The organism is Vibrio orientalis CIP 102891 = ATCC 33934 (assembly GCF_000176235.1).
Lineage (GTDB): Bacteria > Pseudomonadota > Gammaproteobacteria > Enterobacterales > Vibrionaceae > Vibrio > Vibrio orientalis.
The window spans coordinates 411,147-428,970 of sequence record NZ_ACZV01000005.1 but is presented as its reverse complement, the minus strand read 5'-3'; the positions used below and the strand labels follow the sequence as shown (position 1 = coordinate 428,970).

Genomic DNA, 17,824 nt, shown 5'->3' with positions numbered 1-17,824 from the left:
ACTTGCGAACGACAACCTTTGTAGCACATACTTTGACACCATAACAGGATGGTTAAACTTTCAGCACAGCTGTCAGCGTCGTCCACCATTTTACGTCAACTGGTTAGAGAAAAAACCAGTAATCCGTTCAAAAGATGACCATTTGCGACTAATTGTGAAAAAAAGCGACGCTTTTTTTTGACTTTAAACAAGTTAAGTCCGATTATCAGTTGCAGATTTTGACTGGATTCTGTAATTTTACTACCAGTTATCTTTAATCAGAAATTAAGTTGTGGAGCAACTATAATGACTATCAAAGTAGGTATTAACGGTTTTGGCCGTATCGGCCGTTTCGTTTTCCGTGCAGCGCAAGAGCGTAACGACATCGAAGTAGTAGGTATTAACGACCTAATCGACGTAGAGTACATGGCATACATGCTTAAGTACGATTCAACTCACGGCCGTTTCAACGGTACTGTTGAAGTTGAAGGTGGTAACCTAATCGTTAACGGTAAAACTGTACGTGTTACTGCAGAACGCAACCCAGAAGACCTTAAGTGGGACGCAATCGGTGTTGACGTTGTAGCTGAAGCAACTGGTCTTTTCCTAACAGACGAGACTGCACGTAAGCACATCACTGCTGGCGCGAAGAAAGTTGTTCTAACTGGTCCTTCTAAAGACGCAACTCCAATGTTCGTTATGGGCGTAAACGATTCAACTTACGCTGGTCAAGACATCGTTTCTAACGCTTCTTGTACTACTAACTGTCTAGCACCTGTAGCTAAAGTTCTTAACGACAAGTTCGGTATCGAATCTGGTCTTATGACTACAGTTCACGCAACTACAGCTACTCAAAAAACTGTAGACGGTCCTTCAGCTAAAGACTGGCGCGGTGGTCGTGGTGCTTCTCAGAACATCATCCCATCTTCAACTGGTGCTGCTAAAGCAGTAGGCGTTGTTCTTCCAGAACTAAACGGCCTTCTAACTGGTATGGCTTTCCGCGTACCAACTGCTAACGTTTCTGTAGTTGACCTAACTGTTAACCTAAAAGAAGCTGCATCTTACGAAGCTATCTGTGCTGCAATGAAAGAAGCTTCTGAAGGCGAACTAAAAGGCGTTCTAGGTTACACTGAAGATCAAGTTGTATCTCAAGACTTCATCGGCGAAGTTCAAACTTCAGTATTCGACGCTAAAGCTGGTGTTGCTCTAACTGACAAATTCGTTAAAGTTGTATCTTGGTACGATAACGAAATCGGTTACTCAAACAAAGTTCTTGACCTAATCGCACACATCTCTAAGTAATTATTACTTTAAGATAAGCGTTTAGCGCAGAATCTTGTAAAAGGCGGCTCTCGAGTCGCCTTTTTAGTATCTGCCGTATCTAAATCTCGAAATCATATTCTTTTGTTCACTGTTTTAGAGCGAATATAAGAATGTCATTTCTCTTACCGAGGACTACTAAATGAATTTAGAGCAATTACCTGCACTGACTGTACTCTCTGATAACGTCACCATCGTCGAAAAAGGTGACACAAAGATTGTACGTGTTATTCACGAAAAGGCTTCAGCTGGTATCTGTCTACACGGCGGCCACGTCGTATCTTTCCAACCGAAAGGCCAACCTGACCTGATTTGGATGAGTGAGCAAGCGATCTTTGATGGCAAAGCTGCTCTGCGTGGTGGTATACCAATTTGCTGGCCGTGGTTTGGTCGTATTGCGGCACCTGCGCATGGCTTTGCACGCAACAGCGAATGGACACTGCTTGAACATCGTGAGAACGAAAACGGTGTCATCGTAGAACTTGGCTTACTGCCGTCCGAATCCACACTCGCAGTTTGGCCTCACCAGTTCCAAGCGCACCTATTGGTTGAGATTAGCGATGAGCTAAAAGTTACGCTAGACGTAACCAATACCGATACTCAAGCTTGGACCTTCTCTGGCGCGCTACACACGTACCTAACGGTAGGTGATATCGAGCAAGTAACCACAACAGGTATGGGCGCTGAGTACATTGATAGCCTGAAAGGTGACGAGATTTGCCAAGGTGATGAAACTCTACGACTAACCGATACTATTGATCGCGTTTACAGTCAACCTAGTGCACAAATCACTGTTCAAGATCCGGTTCTAAACCGCTCGCTAGTTGTTGAGAATCAAGGCCACAACTCTGCAGTTCTATGGAACCCATGGGCGGAAGGTGCTCAAGGTATGGGCGACATGCAAGACGACGGTTACAAAACCTTCCTTTGCGTTGAATCGACTTTACATGCACCGTCTATTGAACAAGGCAAAACGCTACAGCCGGGTGAAAGCCACCAGCTGATAACAACACTATCTTCTAAGTAAGTAGTGAATCGATCTATAGCCCTAGTTACGACTAGGGCTAGCTGAAACAATTCCTTTTTCCTCATAGCAGTTCCTGCTAGACTCTGCGCTCTCAAATATCGAATCTGAGCTATGTTATGTCTTACACCTGCCCTCTTTGCCATCAATCACTCACATTAACTGAGCGTACCTATCGCTGTGAAAACAATCATGCTTTTGATTTAGCAAAAGAAGGCTATATCAACTTGATGCCAGTTCAGCACAAACGTTCAAAAGATCCGGGTGATAATAAAGAGATGATGCAGGCACGCCGACGATTCCTCGAAAAAGATCATTACCAACCACTGAAAAAGTACGTAGCAGAGCTTTGTGGACAGTTACTCGTCGATACGCAGCATAGATTGTTAGATATCGGCTGTGGTGAAGGCTATTACACAACAGAGGTTGCCTCTCAGTTAGCCCTGCAGTCTGACAATGCCACTGTTTATGGCTTGGATATTTCTAAAGTCGCGATTCGCTACGCCGCTAAGCGATACTTAAACTGCGCATTCAGTGTTGCATCAAGTCATCGCCTACCGTTCGAACCTTGTAGCTTAGACGCAGTGTTACGAATTTATGCACCGTGTAAAGCACAAGAGTTGCAGCGAGTTGTCGCAGAGAATGGCGTGGTAGTGACCGTCACTCCAGCTGGACGCCACCTATACCAATTACGTGATGAGATATACCCAGACGTACGTTTACATAGTGAAGAGGCGGAATGCATCGAAGGCTTCCAACTCGAAAAACAAGAAAAACTCAGCTATGTTATGCAGCTCAGTGATGGGGATGCCTACGATCTTCTGCAGATGACACCATTTGCTTGGAAAGCATCGGATGAGCTAAGAGAAAAACTTAAATCAGCTACACTCTATGAGTGTGAGGCCGATTTTATGATCCGAGTTTATCGTAAAATAAGCTAACAGATAATAATTCTCATTTTTATTGAGATATTGCAACGCCTCCATTATTATTGCTACGATCATTAATGGAGGTTTTTATGCTGCGGCTTTTCGCCATATTTCTTAGTACATTTGCACTGTCTGCTTGCTCGGTATTCTCGACAAATTCTACCGATACCACTGTAGGTAATTTTTACGATTATCAGCTCTACTCCCCAGAAAAGCAGTCTATTTCTCTACAAAAGTTGCCTCGCGAAATCCTCGATGCCGATGTGGTACTCATTGGTGAATGGCATACACACTCTGGTATACATCGATTCCAAACCGAGTTTTTAGAGCAATTAGCCGCCAATAATGACGTTGCTCTGTCGATGGAACAGTTCTCCCGAGATAAACAAGCGAATGTCGACAGTTATCTGGCGGGAGAAACCGGCGAGCAAGTCCTGATCAAAAGTGGCAACGCTTGGCCTAATTACGAAAGCGACTACCGCCCTCTTATCGAACTCGCTAAACAACATAATCTCGATATCATTGCCGCCAATGCACCTAAACCGATTGTACGTTGTATCGGCCGAGAAGGAATTGGCTATTTGGATAAGTTAGATGGTCAGCAGAGAGCTTTGCTCGCCCAAGAAATAGATACCTCTGCAAGTCCTTATAAAGATAAGTTCATGGCGTCAATGCATCATGGAGAGCCTGAGCAAACTGAAAAACAATTTGCAGCTCAAGTCACCTGGGATGAAACCATGGCGGAGAGTATTACGCGTTACCTAGATGCGAATCCATCGACTCAAGTCGTGCACATTGCCGGAAAATTTCACATAGAACAGGGGCTGGGAACTAAAGCATCGATTTTGAAGCGGAACCCCAATCTCAATGTCGTCGTCATATCCCCTTACGCAGATCTTAGCGGGGCTAATAAAGGCCAAGACTTTGTTCTCCACGTATTAGCGCCTCCGACTCGTTACGTGAAAATGGAGAATCGAATGGCGGCCTATCAACACCTAACTAGCCGCAATAATACCTTAGAGTGTAAATAGGCACTTTCATTGCTAGTGATCTCCTGAAGGGCGAGTATTCGACAGTTAGAATGTAGGATAAGTCGGATATCAGCCCATACTGATAAAATCGGCACACTTTATGCTTGTGTTGTTTTTATACAAATTATGCATATTTTGCACAAGTTTTTCACCAAACCGTCGATATAGTGTCTGAGGGTAATGTAAGGAGATCACTATGACCCCAGTAGGAATGGAACCAGCGAAGCTGTCTCCTACCCAACAAGTCAAGCCTCAAGCGACGCATGCAAGCCAGCAAACAAACTCTACTCCACTGAAAGTAGAGCAGAACACGGTTACCTTATCCGATGAAGGAAAGGCTCTTTTGGCCGCGCTGCAACAAATAGAAAAAGATGGCAAAGCGTCAGCAGAAAGTGGAAAAAGCGTGGGAGATAAAGTCGAGTCATTCGCTCATGGTGCCTTAGGCATGGACCACCCAGACAAGATTGAAGAAGAAGATGGTTCGTACTCAGCGGGGCAATATCTTTCCGCTGCGGCAACCGTTGGCGGCATTCTTTTAGCGATCCTCTAAACTCGCATAACTATTATTAGTCATCTCGACAAACAACCTCGTTTGTCGCCTTGACCTTGCTCACTCCATAATCGAGTAACGATTTGTTTATGGAAAGTTAACTTGTGAGAAACTCTTTTTCGCTTATTGATAAGCCCACGTTTTTTGGCGCCATCGCCCTTCTGCTGAGTATCATTTTTCCCCTAATCCTATTCCCTCAGCAGGGTGCAGACTGGATTGCTGTAGCAAAAAGCTTTATGACCGATAAACTCGGTTTCCTTTACCTTGCATTAGGCATCAGCGCCTTCTTCTTTATGATTTATGTTGTGTTCAGCGACATGGGTCAAATCAAGCTAGGTGACCCAGATGAAAAGCCTGAGTTTGCTACGGCGTCATGGGCTGCGATGCTGTTTTGTGGCGGCATTGGTGCCAGTATCCTTTACTGGGGCTGTATCGAATGGGCCTACTACTATCAATCACCTCCATTCCAGCTAGAACCAGGTAGCGAAGAGGCGGTGCGCTGGGCGGCAACCTACGGTCTATTCCACTGGGGACCTATCGCTTGGTCAATCTACTTAATTCCTGCACTTCCAATCGCTTATTTCTTCTATGTCCGTAAGCAACCTGTACTAAAAGTATCTAGCGCACTGATGCCAGTTATTGGTGAAGAGCGCACTAAAGGTATACCAGGTAAAATCGTTGATATCCTATTTATCTTTGGCCTACTTGGCGGCGCAGCGACAACACTAGGCCTTGCGGCACCGCTAATCGGTGAAGGTCTTTACTTCCTATTTGGTATCGAGCAAAGCACGCAAAGCCAGATCGCAATCCTAATGGTGTGTACTGCGATTTTTGCTTACTCTTCGTACGCAGGTATGGAAAAAGGCATCAAGATCCTTAGTAACATCAACTTCTGGGGTGCGATGGGTCTGCTAGCGTTTGTTCTAGCCGTCGGCCCAACCATTTTCATGCTAGAAACTGGCCTAGACTCAATTGGTCGCATGCTATCTAACTTCTTTGTGATGGCGACATGGGCAGAACCATTTGGTGGCTACGGCACATTCGACGATACTCACTTCCCACAAGACTGGACGATTTTCTACTGGGCTTGGTGGCTAGTATTTGCGCCAAGTATGGGTCTGTTCGTTGCGCGTATCTCTCGCGGTCGCACCATCAAGCAGATGGTCTCTGGCTCGATCTTCTTTGGCTCACTTGGCTGTTTCCTATTCTTCATGATCTTAGGTAACTATGGTCTATCTCTACAACTGTCTGGTGAGTTAGACGTAGTAGGTATTTTAAACGCGGAAGGCGCAACCAAAGCGATCTTCTCGATGCTTGATGCCCTACCGATGAGCACCCTAGTGATTGCAGTATTTACGCTACTGTGTGTCATTTTTACAGCGACGACCTTTGACTCGATCTCTTACATCCTCGCGTCTGTAGTACAAAACAATGTGACCGAAGAGCCAATGCGTTGGAACCGTATGTTCTGGGCATTTACCCTGTCGTTCCTACCGACTGTTCTGATGTTCCTTGGCGGTCTAAGTACACTACAAACCGCTGCGATCGTCGGTGGTCTACCATTGCTCGGTATTTCAGTAATGCTGATGATTTCAGCGGTACGTGCAACCTCACTAGACCTGCGTCATCAAGAAGATTACGTTGAACCAACCATCAACATTGAAGAACTGCCAGATATGGACCCTTGGTCTTCTGAAGGTATGGCTTTAGCGCGCTTTGAAAGTAGCCGTGATGCAGCACAAGAGGCAGCCGAACTTGAACGCGAAGCAATGGCAAACGTGATGAAAGTGAAAAAACGCATCCGCGCTTTCGCTCTTGAGCACAATGGCGAAGAAGAGTTCTCTGATCATCATCTACCACAAGAACTGCAAGATGATTTGCAAGCAGCTCTAGAGGCAGTATCTAAAGCGCAAGATGCAAAGCTCGCAGCATCGGAACAAGCTCAACAGGCAAGAAGTGAGTTTAATCAAGCGGTTGTGGCCGCGGCAAGCTAAGCCTATTTGACTCAATTTTTCTTTTCCTTCCTAACTCAAAGCCCACTTCTCTGTGGGCTTTTCTTATGCAGAAAACAAAAACTGAATGATTACTCAATTTCATATAGTTGAAACATAGACGAAGCAATTTTGAAATAAAGCAATGTTTTAATCATCCCGCTTATATTAAAAGGGATAAACAATGAAGCAGCTAATAAAACCAATTATTGCCGCAGTGGCAACCTCTACGCTCTCTTTCAATGCGCTCTCAACGGAAATCAAAAACGTCATTTTGATGATTGGTGACGGTATGGGCCCACAGCAAGTTGGCTTATTAGAGACTTACGCCAATCAAGCCCCAAATTCCATCTACAAAGGGAAGAAAACCGCTCTTTATAACCTTGCCCAAGATGGCGTCATCGGTTCTTCTCTCACTCACCCTGAAGATGCGATTGTTGTAGATTCAGCATGTTCAGCAACTATGCTTGCAACAGGGATTTACACCGCTTCAGAAGTGATTGGTATCGACTCTCAAGGAAACCATGTTGAAACCGTACTTGAGAAAGCGAAGAAGGCAGGTAAAGCGACAGGCTTAGTATCCGACACGCGTTTAACTCACGCGACACCAGCCGCTTTTGCCGCGCACCAACCCCACCGTTCATTAGAAAATGACATTGCATCAGACATGCTTAAAACCGGTGTCGACGTCATGTTATCTGGAGGTTTACGCCATTGGATTCCAAAATCAACCAATGATAAAGGCGAAACTTATCAGCAGCTTGAGCAATTGACTCAAGGTGACGTCTACCTGAAATCAAAGCGTAAGGATGAACGTAACCTACTGAGTGAAGCGCAAAGTGACGGTTATCAGCTCGCGTTCAACCGTAACATGCTAGATGAAGCTAAAGGCGACAAACTGCTCGGCTTATTTGCCTACTCTGGGATGGATGACGGCATTGCATACAGCAATAACAAATCCAATCCACAAAGAACACAGCCAAGCTTGAAAGAGATGACCGATAAAGCATTGAACATTCTTTCAAAGGATAAAGATGGATTTTTCCTTATGGTTGAAGGGGGGCAAATTGATTGGGCGGGTCACAGTAATGATGCAGGTACAATGCTGCACGAAATGATCAAGTTTGATGAAGCAGTTCAATCGGTTTATCAATGGGCGAAAGGTCGAGACGACACGATTGTCATCGTAACCGCGGATCACGAAACTGGTTCTTTCGGCTTCAGCTATTCTTCACAAGATTTACCGAAACCACAAAAGCGTTCTGGTGAAGCGTTTGCTAATCGAGACTATGCGCCTAACTTCAACTTTGGTGCATTTGAGATTCTTGATGGCCTATATAATCAAAAGCAGAGCTACTACGGCATGATCAGTCAATTCCAAAAATTGGATAAGAGTGAGCAGACACCAGAAAAGCTTGCGGAAATCGTCAATCAGAACAGCGCATTCCCTATTACTGCAGAGCAAGCGAAGAACGTGATGGCAAGCAAGCCAAACCCTTATCGCTTGGCACAACACAAATACTTGTCGAAAGAAGAAGTCCCAGCCATTAATGACTTTGACGCTTTCTTCCCATACAACGATCGCGGTAATCTGCTCGCTCGTGAACAAGCGACGGGGCAAAACATCGTTTGGGGCACAGGAACCCACACCCACACACCTGTTAATGTGTTTGCTTGGGGACCCGCTGAAAAAATTCTTCCAGTCTCAAAGATCATGCACCATTCAGAGCTAGGTGAATACATAAAAGCACAAGTAAACTAGCCAGAATAAGTGTCACTTGTTTGATTCAACGCCCTTCGGGGCGTTTTTTATTTGTAGTGCTATTCATTGACTCATCACTGCTGAAAAGATAAAAATAGACCCACACTCGCAAACTAGCCCCGATAATTATGTGTGATATCTTCTCCAAACAGCCTCAAGAAAACTATCAAACCGTTGCTCGTTCAATTCGAATCGATGGCCATGCGACCAGTATTAAACTCGAAGCCAGCTTCTGGCAGATTCTAGAAGAGATTGCGGCTAAGCAAGAAATGACCTTGCCTCGCTTTATCAGTTACATCTACAAAGAGGCTTTGCAACACAACGGAGAGATCAGTAATTTCACCTCTCTACTACGCTGCGCCTGCCTAATCTATTTGCGTCAGCCAGATGACGTCATGAGTCTTGTCAAACAACAGCTCATCGCAAATCACTAAAGTTTCGACTGTCGTACTCTAGTACTACCTACTCACTTTCCTCTGCCTTTATTCTAACGCCCATCAGAATAAGAGGTAGATATGACAAAACTCATCCACTCAATGGTAAGGGTCAGTAACCTTGCCGAATCGATCGATTTCTACCGCAACGCACTTGAGCTTGAAATCAACGATCAATATATCTTCGACAACTTTAGCCTGACCTATTTAGCCAACGCGGAAACAGGGTTCGAACTAGAATTGACCCACAACCACGACCAATCAGAGCCTTATACTCACGGTTCTGGTTACGGCCACCTTGCGGTGAGTGTTGAAGATATCGAACAAGCACACCGACGTATCCGCAATCTTGGGATTGAAGCGTCAGACGTTAAGGCGTTTAACCATAACGAATCCCACCTTGCGACCTTCTTTTTTATTACTGACCCAGATGGGTACAAAATCGAATTCCTGCATAGGCAGGGCCGATACTTATAACAAACCAAAAAAGAGTAAACACAATGATCAATTTAACCGCGACATTTCACGCTAAAGCCGGACAAGAACAACAGCTCGAAGCACTTTTGGTTGCCATGCTAGCACCAACTCGCCAAGAACCTGGCAATACTCGCTACTGCCTATTTAAAGATAAAGACAATGCAGCAACCTTTACCTTCCAAGAACAGTTTTCTGACCAAGCCGCATTTGATGATCACTGCAAGCAGCCATACTTCGTTGAACTACTGGCTAGCTTAGACGGCCTTCTAGAACAGCAACCAACGATCACTTTCTTAGAAGAATTGTCCGCATAAAAGAAGAGCGCCTTGCGGCGCTCTTTCTACTGTTCTGTGGTACCGTTTTCTTTCACCATGTGTAAATGCACATCTTGCTGTGGGAATGGAATTGAGATCCCTTCTCGATCAAAGCGAAGCTTGACCTCTTTGGTCACATCCCAATAGACATCCCAGTAGTCATCTGTTTTGACCCAAGGGCGAACAATGAAATCAACTGATGAAGTATTTAAGGTGTGGACCTTAATGTTCGGCTCTGGTGTTTTCAGTACAGCCGGATGCTCATGTACGATATCAGTTAGAATGCTCTCTGCTTTCAGTAAGTCATCGGAATAACCAATACCAAACACCATATCAACACGACGTAGGCGCTCATGCGTCACGTTCTTTATCACGTCACCCCAAATCTTACTGTTTGGAATAATAATGATCTGGTTATCGAACGTCTTAATCGTAGTATTCACTAAGCTCATGTGGCTAACCTTACCATCCACGCCACCAGCAAAGACAAAGTCACCAACATCAAACGGACGGTAGATCAGTAACATCATACCCGCAGCAAAGTTAGACAGGGTGTCTTGCAACGCAAAGCCGATAATCACACCAGCAATACCGAAACCGGTTAATACTGGCGCTAAGTTAAGCCCAACTTGTGACAAGGCGACTAAAATACCAATCACCCAGACGATGTTGCCAGACATGCCAATAAAGAAGTCCTGCATCAACTGAGAAAGCTTAAGATTTTTCGAGACTACGGTTTTGCTCACAACCTTACGCACTAACTTGGCCAATAGCTTAGTCGCCAGTAGCAGCAGCACAAAAATAAACAGTTGGAAGATGTACTGAGTGGCGTTATCTCCGAGCCAATCAAACGCATTTGTCGACCAATGACTGACGATGGAAAGAATCACTTTTCCTTCAAACAGATCTTGAGTAATGCTTCCCGTCACTTCAAACATCAAACGTTTGTATTCGGAAGTATCAATCTCAAGTTGATCCGCAATAGGGATAAGAGAAGAAAGACTTTCCACCGCGATGTTCATACGCTGCTTAACCACTAACTGGTGAAGCTGTAGACTCGCTTTCTCAGACTCCGGGCTAACCGTTAATTGCTTACCAACCACTTCAATCTGCTGGCTAAAGTACTCGACAGAAGCCGATACAACACGTAAACGCTTAGCAACAACAGCGCGAAACTGTGTTTTAGTCTCCGCTTCTTCTACGCCTAAATCCTCTAGCCACTCAATATTTTGCCAACTCGATTGAATGACATTATCAAAGTAGTGTTGAAGTTCTTGATACTCATTAAGCAGTGATAGCCGCTCTTCATCTTTGGCATCATCAATCTTAATGTTTAGCGCTTTAATCTTTTCATCAAGATATAGCGTTGCGCCTTTCGAGTAGTTTTGCTGCATCTTAACCTGAGCAATCAACTGCTCTTTTGGCAGAGAGCCTTGTCTTACTGCATTGGAAAGAACTGTTCGCAACTCTTCATTTTTTTGAAATAGCTTAAGTTGAAGCGCATCCTTCTCATCACCACTCGATGAAGCCAGCGTATCAGAGAGTTCTTTTAGGTCTGTGTTGATTTTGTTGAACGCAGTCTGTGTGCTCGACGTGCTAACGACAGGCGCTTCTTGGGCTGCTATTGAAAGCGGACTGAACAATACACTAAGCATAAGGGTCAAGCTGACATACCACTTGATGCTACGGTGAGACAATAAATTCATAATTACCTCAGAAAGACAAATACAACTATTTGTTTATTATATGAATGAGCCTAGAGTTTACACCACTACGCCCTAACAATTGATATCGCTTAGTTAATATATACAAAAAAGCAGCCAATAAGATGACTGCATAAATCAAAATCGACGCAATTCAGATTTTACTCTGGAAGGATAACCTTTCCATCAACAATTGGCAGAATATTACCTTGTGGCTTATTGGTCGTTTTCGCCGTTACCGCTGTGCCGCCCAAATCATAGGTCACGCTATAGCCTACGGTCTTACTTGACGTAGTGTATTGCGTATTACATTGTCTTTGCGTCGTGGTAATCACATCATTTTTTTGCGCGTTATCTTGGATCTTTCGACCTGTCATGGCACCTGCTACAGTGCCAACAGCAGTCGCGATAGTTTTACCCGAGCCGCCACCAACTTGATTACCTAACGCTGCGCCTGCTGCTGCCCCACCCAATGTACCGACCAATTTATTTTCATCTTTAATGTCAGCCTGAGTCGTCACAACCACATCTTTACAAACTTGATGCGGTGTTTGCACCTGCTCAGTAATTGGCTCTACAGAAGTCACCGTTGCATAAGTTGGCGCGGGCGCTTTGTCGTCCTGACACGCACTAAGAAGCGTTGCCGTCGTAATGGCAAAGATTATAGATTTGATTTTCACTCGATTGTCCTAACGATAATACTAACTGGCGGATATGCTAATCGCATTGAAGGGACAAACAATCAAGTTGAGTTAAGAGTTGTGTCAGTAGTGAGTGAAGAGTGCCGGGTGAGGCCCGTCAGAAAAAGTGAGTATGAACATAGTAGAGGCTAAAACGTCACGGAACTAAGTTGGGAAAAAGCAGAGGCTTCAATTAGGCCTCCGCAAACAAGTATCCTAATCTCGGTTAGGATGATTCAAAATGTGGTCTTCCCAATTTACGACGTCGATTTCATACACCACTTTATTACGAACACTTTCGCCAGCAGCGTGCATTGCTGATTTAGAACCTGTTATCAATGGGTGCCACTCTGGCAAAGGCTGTTTCTCTGCCAATAGACGGTAAGCGCAGGTATGAGGCAACCAAGTAAAGTCTTCAATATCGTCGCGCGTTAACTTAGTACACTCTTCATCGTAATTAAAACGATTCGGATAGTCTTTACACGAACACGTTTTACTATTGAGTAAGCTACATGCCACATTGGTGTAGTAAATTTCGTCGCTATCTTCATCCATGAGTTTGTGCAAACAGCATTTACCACAGCCATCGCAAAGTGACTCCCACTCTTGTTCGGTCATCTGCTCTAAAGCTTTTTGCTGCCAGAAATGGGTCATATTCGCCAACCTCAAATATTCAAATACGTCATGAAAAAAGGAAAGCCGAATTTATATAGATCCTTTAACCAAAGTGCAAGCAATTAGGTCCGGTGCAAGATAATCTTTCGCCATCAGTTAACCAGACTTTGGCTTAATTGCGCCACTTTCCAACTGAGGTTGTTCAACCTGACGGTTAACTCCGCCAATTCAGTTTCAGCTTGGTGATACTCCTCTTGCTCGATTAAGCGTTCGATATAACCAACACGGGCATAAATGGGCGATAAGCTGATGGCGAGCTTCTCTAATGATTTGGTTGCTTGTGTCGCTTGAGACCACTGGCGGTTTTTGACCATCAATGCAATATTGGCCATTTTGGTTCTCGCTTCATTAAAGCGGTCGACAAATGAACCGACTTGTTCAAGGGCAATCTGCTGATCTTGCTCGACAGCCTGAGCAATGGCTTCTACCCGTTCATCTTCAGCAAATAGGCGTGTTAAAACATCAACTTGGCTCATTACCTGCAAATTAGGCTGTTCAACCGAAGTTTCTAACTGCTCTTCAATTGCCTGTTGATAGAGTTCAACTATCTGTGATTGATACTTATGTCGTGTCTCTGCGGAGGTTTGCGTTACGAACTCAGGCAAGTTATCTCGGTTTAGCGCCGGGACTTCTTTAACCGCTTTATATTGCGGCTGATAACTGGCCAAGATATTCGGTATATACCACCAGCTAGCCGACACCACGGAAATAGACAGCACACTTGAAATTAGCAGCCCCCATCGATACTTCGTCTTAGGGACATATTGGCTCATTTGCTGATCTGATTTTTCAACCCTTTTTACCGCGGTATGGTATTGAGTTTCGATTTTATCGATATGCTCAAACAGAACAAAGCCCACGCCTTCAAAGTTCACTTCATGCTCTGGCTGACGAGAAGCTAACCAATGATGTGCTTTTTCGCATAAGCGTTCACTTCGGTATAAATCTCTCAACTGTTCATGTGTCAGCTTCATTCCCTTGAGTTCCGGTAAAGCCTTGCCATTGACCCAATCAAGTAGCTCTTTTTGAATCTTGGCAAGCTTTGCGCTTGGCTCAGGTTGCAGAGTCAGACAACGATTAATAAGCTCTAACCCGTTGGCGTAGCCTTTGACTCCTTCCAATTTTAATTTTGCGATAGTTAAATAGCAGCTCATCAACAAATCTATGCCGAGATCAAAAGCAAGCTGCTCACAGCCATCATGCACAACTTGCCAGTTGGTGCCCCCCGATAGTGGGTTGAAACGACTGTTAATTTCATCTCTTACTTTTTGATAAGTATCTGTTTTCCTGATCTCTTCAGGTTCAGAAACAATGGTATAGTTTTTTTGATCGAGTATAACAATATGGGACATAACAACTTCGTCCAAATGCGATAGGGAGTGAACAACGCCACTCCCTAATCATTGTTAATAGAGGGTCTGAGAAAGCTTAAATGATTTAAACAGACGTTCAGTAAACGGGTTCGCGTCAGATTCGGCGTTAATACGATAAATCATCTCACCACCAGCGAAGCCAAACTTGTAGTCAACCGAGGTTGGACTCGCCGCCAATACATCCCCTTTATCGAGCAGTCTGAAAAATGCCCAAGGCCCTTGGATATTAATACTGCGAGGCGAGGTATTCGTCTTAGTTGGCACCAAGGTAACTTTAGATATAGCGGAATCACGCAGTGTATTTGGCCATATCAGTTCGGCTCCCGATCTAGGGCCATGGCTATAAGATAGATATTGTCCATCGATATTTAGGACACTGCGTCGTTTATTGCTACTTAGCTGAATCGGCTCGATCGAGAAATTCACATCTAAGATGCCCTTACGGTTAAAGAATGCCTGACGAATTCTCTGCGCTTGCTTAATTTGCGCTAATACTTCTGGTCTGATGATAGACTGCGCTGAGTCGGAGCCATCGACAGAGATATTCTCATCAATAAAGATTTTGAGTTGGTTCGAATAGAAGTTATCAAGCGTACCTTTTGGCGCAAAGAAAGTTTCAAAGTCCTCTAGAGCCACATCTTTGGTTGATTTGTCATTGAACGGGTATCGATTCGCAAGCTTGGCATAATATGGCTGATACACATCCTCAAACCAACGTACTTCTAAGTGCTTAATCGCTTCCTGTTTAACCACATACCAACTCTCATCGGCTAGCTTTTCCATCATCATGTCTAACGGTTTTGGCAAGCCAGAAGAGATTCGTTTCAGCGTATAAATTGGGTCAGCACTGACTAATTTGACTCGCGATTTCGTCGCTTCCAATGCCGCCATACCAACATCTGGGGACTCTTGAATACTTTTTAGGTAAGCTTTTAGCTCATCGACGGAGTTAAGCACCTCATTAATATAAGGCGGTTGCTCACCAACCGGCTGCAACATTAAGTTCAGCTCAGCGAAAGGAGACTGAATATTCGACGATACTTGATATTTGGCATTTTTCGCCAACTCAGCTTCCGCTTCGTCCGAGACATCAAAGCCTGCAATCAACTGTGTATTACTATCGAGCGTTCTCAGTAGTCGCTGCAGAGGCTCAACGTTACCAGTGATGTTTTCTAGAACCACCACGGCATCATTCAGATCTGAGAAATACTTCATATCGATATCATTGAGAGCAGCGCGCCATGTGTTGATATAGTCTGCCACATAAAGATTACGAATCTTCTCACGCAAGACTTGCTTATCTGCTTCGCTAAATTGCGCCGTTTTCGACTGACCCAATACCCAACTATCGATAAGAGCTAGCTCTGATACAGACTCAGAACGCGGCATAAAGTAGTTTTCAAACCCTGCCTTAGTTAGCATCTGGGGAATGTACAAGCTCTGATTAGATACGCGCTCTTCGAACACCACATCAAAGATTGGCCCAACTAGGTTACGGATACTGATCGATGGACCAAGAACGGTCTGTGCATTCAGTTTTAAGTTACGATAAACACGTTGATCATTTGGCATAGTACTCAGTTCATCTTGCACCTCAGCGATGGTCGACTCGTACGGTTTCATCGCGGCAATCGCCAATTCGTCTCCGGCTAACTTTGAAGCCTCCAGATCAGTATGACGCATTGCATAGTCTAAGTGCTCAAGCAACTGGCCTTGAACCGCTTTATCCCCAGCAAAAGCGCGCTGCCAATACTTACTAAAGTAATCGAGAACATAATCTTTATAGCGCCCGCTCTTATCAACCATCATTCGATAGACTCGCAATGTGGCTAACTTTTCTTCGTCGCTAGAAGCTTGCTTTAAGTCCACAACTACGTCTGCCATGAGTAGTGGCAAGAAACGGCTTTCAAGCAAGTTAAGGTAAGTATCCTCAACCATAGGACCGATTGTATGTCCTTGGTAAAGGCCCAAATCCGAGATGTACTTGGGTTTTTCCCTAAAGAAACCAAACTCTAATGTTGCCTGACGAATCTTATTCAGTGGTTCCAAAATATCCTTCTGCGACGCAATGGATAAATTCGAAGGAAACTGCTTTTTATACTCATTAACTTTGGTCAGTACCGCTTCTGACTGGTTATAGTTCTTTGAGTAATATTGATGCCAAGTACCCACCAATAGTACGGATGCTACTGTACAAATTGCAAAAGAGAGCCCGATAAGGCGACGCTTTTGCTTGGCAACTCGGAAGTTGTCAGAGGCTAGGCCCGCTTCTGGGTAGATAATGTTGCTAAACAGTTGCTGGGTAAAATACACCGTAGAGTTTTTTGCATGTTGAGCTTTGTTTATCGCGTGCGATAGGCCGTAGCGACGAGCCGCAGAATCACTGAACGCGTTACTTGGCACCCCTTGCTGATAAACCGATGTAAAGTAGGCACCGCGAACCAAGGCTGAGGTCGAGAATTGATCGCTCGATAACGCATCTTCAAAGAAGCCTTTCAAGATACTTTGCAAACCCGAAATCTGACGTGTAAAGCTGTAGATCGCAGCTCGCTCTTCTTGCTCTAACGGTTCAGAAACCGCATGAGGAAGCAGCTCATTGATTCGACCGACAAATTTCCCATACTCTTGGGTGAACTCTTCTAACCAGTGATCGACGTTTTCAACCGATTCCAGTGAAAAAGTGAAACCCAACACTTCATCACGCTGATCTCTTGAGTAGTGTTTAAAGAAGGGTTCAAAGCCATGCAAAAGATCCAATTTGGTCAAAGTGATATAGACAGGCAGTCGCGTGGTCAGTGTTTCCATTAGTTCACGGATTCTTGCACGCAACAAGTTCGCATAAGCTTTGCGTTCAGAGGCCGTTGACGTCGCCAAATGAGAAACGTCTAAGGCTAAAACAATACCATTAAGTGGTCTGCGGCTACGGGTTTTGTCTAACCAATGAATAAAGTTAAGCCATAGTCGGCGCTCAAGTTCACCGTCATTATCTTCGCTTCGGTTGCCTTGGGTGAGCAACTCCCCATCGGGGTCGATCAGCACCGATTCGTCACCAATCCACCAGTCAAACGAGTATGGGTTATCACTCTTTTTTCCCGAAGCGCGCATAACCGATGACAGTGCAAAGTTCTGCCCAGAGCGATTAATCAAGCTTGTCTTACCGGCATTCTCTAAACCAAGTACTAGATACCAAGGCAGAGCATACAAATAGTTTCGGCTATTCAAACTCTGCTTCATTTCTGCCATGACGCCATTTAATTCACTTTCTTGGCGCTGTTCATAAACAGAAATCGGATCTTGTTTCAGTTGCTCTTCACGATGCTGCTGATTTTTCAGCGTTCGTAACCGCTTCCACTGCCATAATCCCCAACCGGATATGGTAAACAATGTGAAGATAACGGACGTTAAGCCTCGGGCTATCACTGTTTCTAGAGGTCGCGAGTCTCCGATTGCAAGCCAAGGGCCTGCCCACCAGATGGAGACATTGACTAAAATAAATAAAATAAGGAGTAATACTGGCATCGCTGCTGCCATGCCCGGTTTGCACTTAGCTGCAAACCCTATAACACTTTTCCACATGGGGAT

At 44.6% G+C, this 17,824-nt stretch carries 15 protein-coding genes; 10 read left to right on the top strand and 5 right to left on the bottom strand.

The window, feature by feature from the left end:
• Positions 1 to 285: 285 nt before the first annotated feature.
• The 10 genes from gap to VIA_RS12440 all read left to right on the top strand — a co-directional run bounded on the left by gap (position 286) and on the right by VIA_RS12440 (position 9,811).
• Positions 286 to 1,281 carry a type I glyceraldehyde-3-phosphate dehydrogenase gene (gap, locus tag VIA_RS12485; RefSeq protein WP_004413370.1) on the top strand — a complete coding sequence of 332 codons (996 nt, stop codon included), beginning with the start codon at positions 286 to 288 and terminating at the stop codon, positions 1,279 to 1,281.
• Positions 1,282 to 1,441: 160 nt separating this feature from the next.
• Positions 1,442 to 2,326 carry a D-hexose-6-phosphate mutarotase gene (locus VIA_RS12480; RefSeq protein WP_004413369.1) on the top strand — a complete coding sequence of 295 codons (885 nt, stop codon included), beginning with the start codon at positions 1,442 to 1,444 and terminating at the stop codon, positions 2,324 to 2,326.
• A 116-nt stretch (positions 2,327 to 2,442) separates the two neighbouring features.
• Positions 2,443 to 3,264, top strand: coding sequence for a 23S rRNA (guanine(745)-N(1))-methyltransferase (gene rlmA, locus VIA_RS12475; protein WP_004413368.1), 822 nt, complete (start codon positions 2,443 to 2,445; stop codon positions 3,262 to 3,264).
• A gap of 77 nt (positions 3,265 to 3,341) precedes the next feature.
• The gene (locus tag VIA_RS12470) at positions 3,342 to 4,283 is read left to right on the top strand and encodes a ChaN family lipoprotein (protein ID WP_004413367.1); all 942 of its coding nucleotides are present in this window, start codon (positions 3,342 to 3,344) and stop codon (positions 4,281 to 4,283) included.
• Between the two features lie 196 nt (positions 4,284 to 4,479).
• Positions 4,480 to 4,833, top strand: coding sequence for a hypothetical protein (locus tag VIA_RS12465; RefSeq protein WP_004413366.1), 354 nt, complete (start codon positions 4,480 to 4,482; stop codon positions 4,831 to 4,833).
• A gap of 104 nt (positions 4,834 to 4,937) precedes the next feature.
• On the top strand, positions 4,938 to 6,827 hold the full coding sequence (locus tag VIA_RS12460) for a BCCT family transporter (protein ID WP_004413365.1): 1,890 nt from the start codon (positions 4,938 to 4,940) through the stop codon (positions 6,825 to 6,827).
• A gap of 181 nt (positions 6,828 to 7,008) precedes the next feature.
• Complete coding sequence (locus tag VIA_RS12455; RefSeq protein WP_004413364.1) at positions 7,009 to 8,586, top strand: alkaline phosphatase; 1,578 nt, start codon at positions 7,009 to 7,011, stop codon at positions 8,584 to 8,586.
• 128 nt (positions 8,587 to 8,714) lie between these two features.
• Complete coding sequence (locus tag VIA_RS12450; protein ID WP_004413363.1) at positions 8,715 to 9,020, top strand: ribbon-helix-helix domain-containing protein; 306 nt, start codon at positions 8,715 to 8,717, stop codon at positions 9,018 to 9,020.
• Between the two features lie 81 nt (positions 9,021 to 9,101).
• A complete protein-coding gene (locus VIA_RS12445; RefSeq protein WP_004413362.1) occupies positions 9,102 to 9,497 on the top strand; it encodes a VOC family protein in 396 nt (131 codons plus the stop codon).
• Between the two features lie 23 nt (positions 9,498 to 9,520).
• Positions 9,521 to 9,811, top strand: coding sequence for a putative quinol monooxygenase (locus VIA_RS12440; RefSeq protein ID WP_004413361.1), 291 nt, complete (start codon positions 9,521 to 9,523; stop codon positions 9,809 to 9,811).
• 26 nt (positions 9,812 to 9,837) lie between these two features.
• On the opposite strand, the gene VIA_RS12435 is transcribed toward VIA_RS12440, so the two are convergent.
• The 5 genes from VIA_RS12435 to tssM form a co-directional block, all read right to left on the bottom strand.
• Positions 9,838 to 11,517, bottom strand: a complete 1,680-nt coding sequence (locus VIA_RS12435; protein WP_004413360.1) for a mechanosensitive ion channel family protein — start codon at positions 11,515 to 11,517, stop codon at positions 9,838 to 9,840.
• 158 nt (positions 11,518 to 11,675) lie between these two features.
• Positions 11,676 to 12,194 (bottom strand): glycine zipper 2TM domain-containing protein, encoded by a 519-nt coding sequence (locus VIA_RS12430; RefSeq protein ID WP_004413359.1) that lies wholly within the window; start codon positions 12,192 to 12,194, stop codon positions 11,676 to 11,678.
• Between the two features lie 216 nt (positions 12,195 to 12,410).
• On the bottom strand, positions 12,411 to 12,848 hold the full coding sequence (locus VIA_RS12425) for a YcgN family cysteine cluster protein (RefSeq protein ID WP_004413358.1): 438 nt from the start codon (positions 12,846 to 12,848) through the stop codon (positions 12,411 to 12,413).
• 113 nt (positions 12,849 to 12,961) lie between these two features.
• Positions 12,962 to 14,221 carry a type VI secretion system ImpA family N-terminal domain-containing protein gene (locus tag VIA_RS12420; protein WP_004413357.1) on the bottom strand — a complete coding sequence of 420 codons (1,260 nt, stop codon included), beginning with the start codon at positions 14,219 to 14,221 and terminating at the stop codon, positions 12,962 to 12,964.
• Between the two features lie 54 nt (positions 14,222 to 14,275).
• On the bottom strand, positions 14,276 to 17,818 hold the full coding sequence (tssM, locus tag VIA_RS12415) for a type VI secretion system membrane subunit TssM (protein WP_004413356.1): 3,543 nt from the start codon (positions 17,816 to 17,818) through the stop codon (positions 14,276 to 14,278).
• Between the last annotated feature and the right edge of the window lie 6 nt (positions 17,819 to 17,824).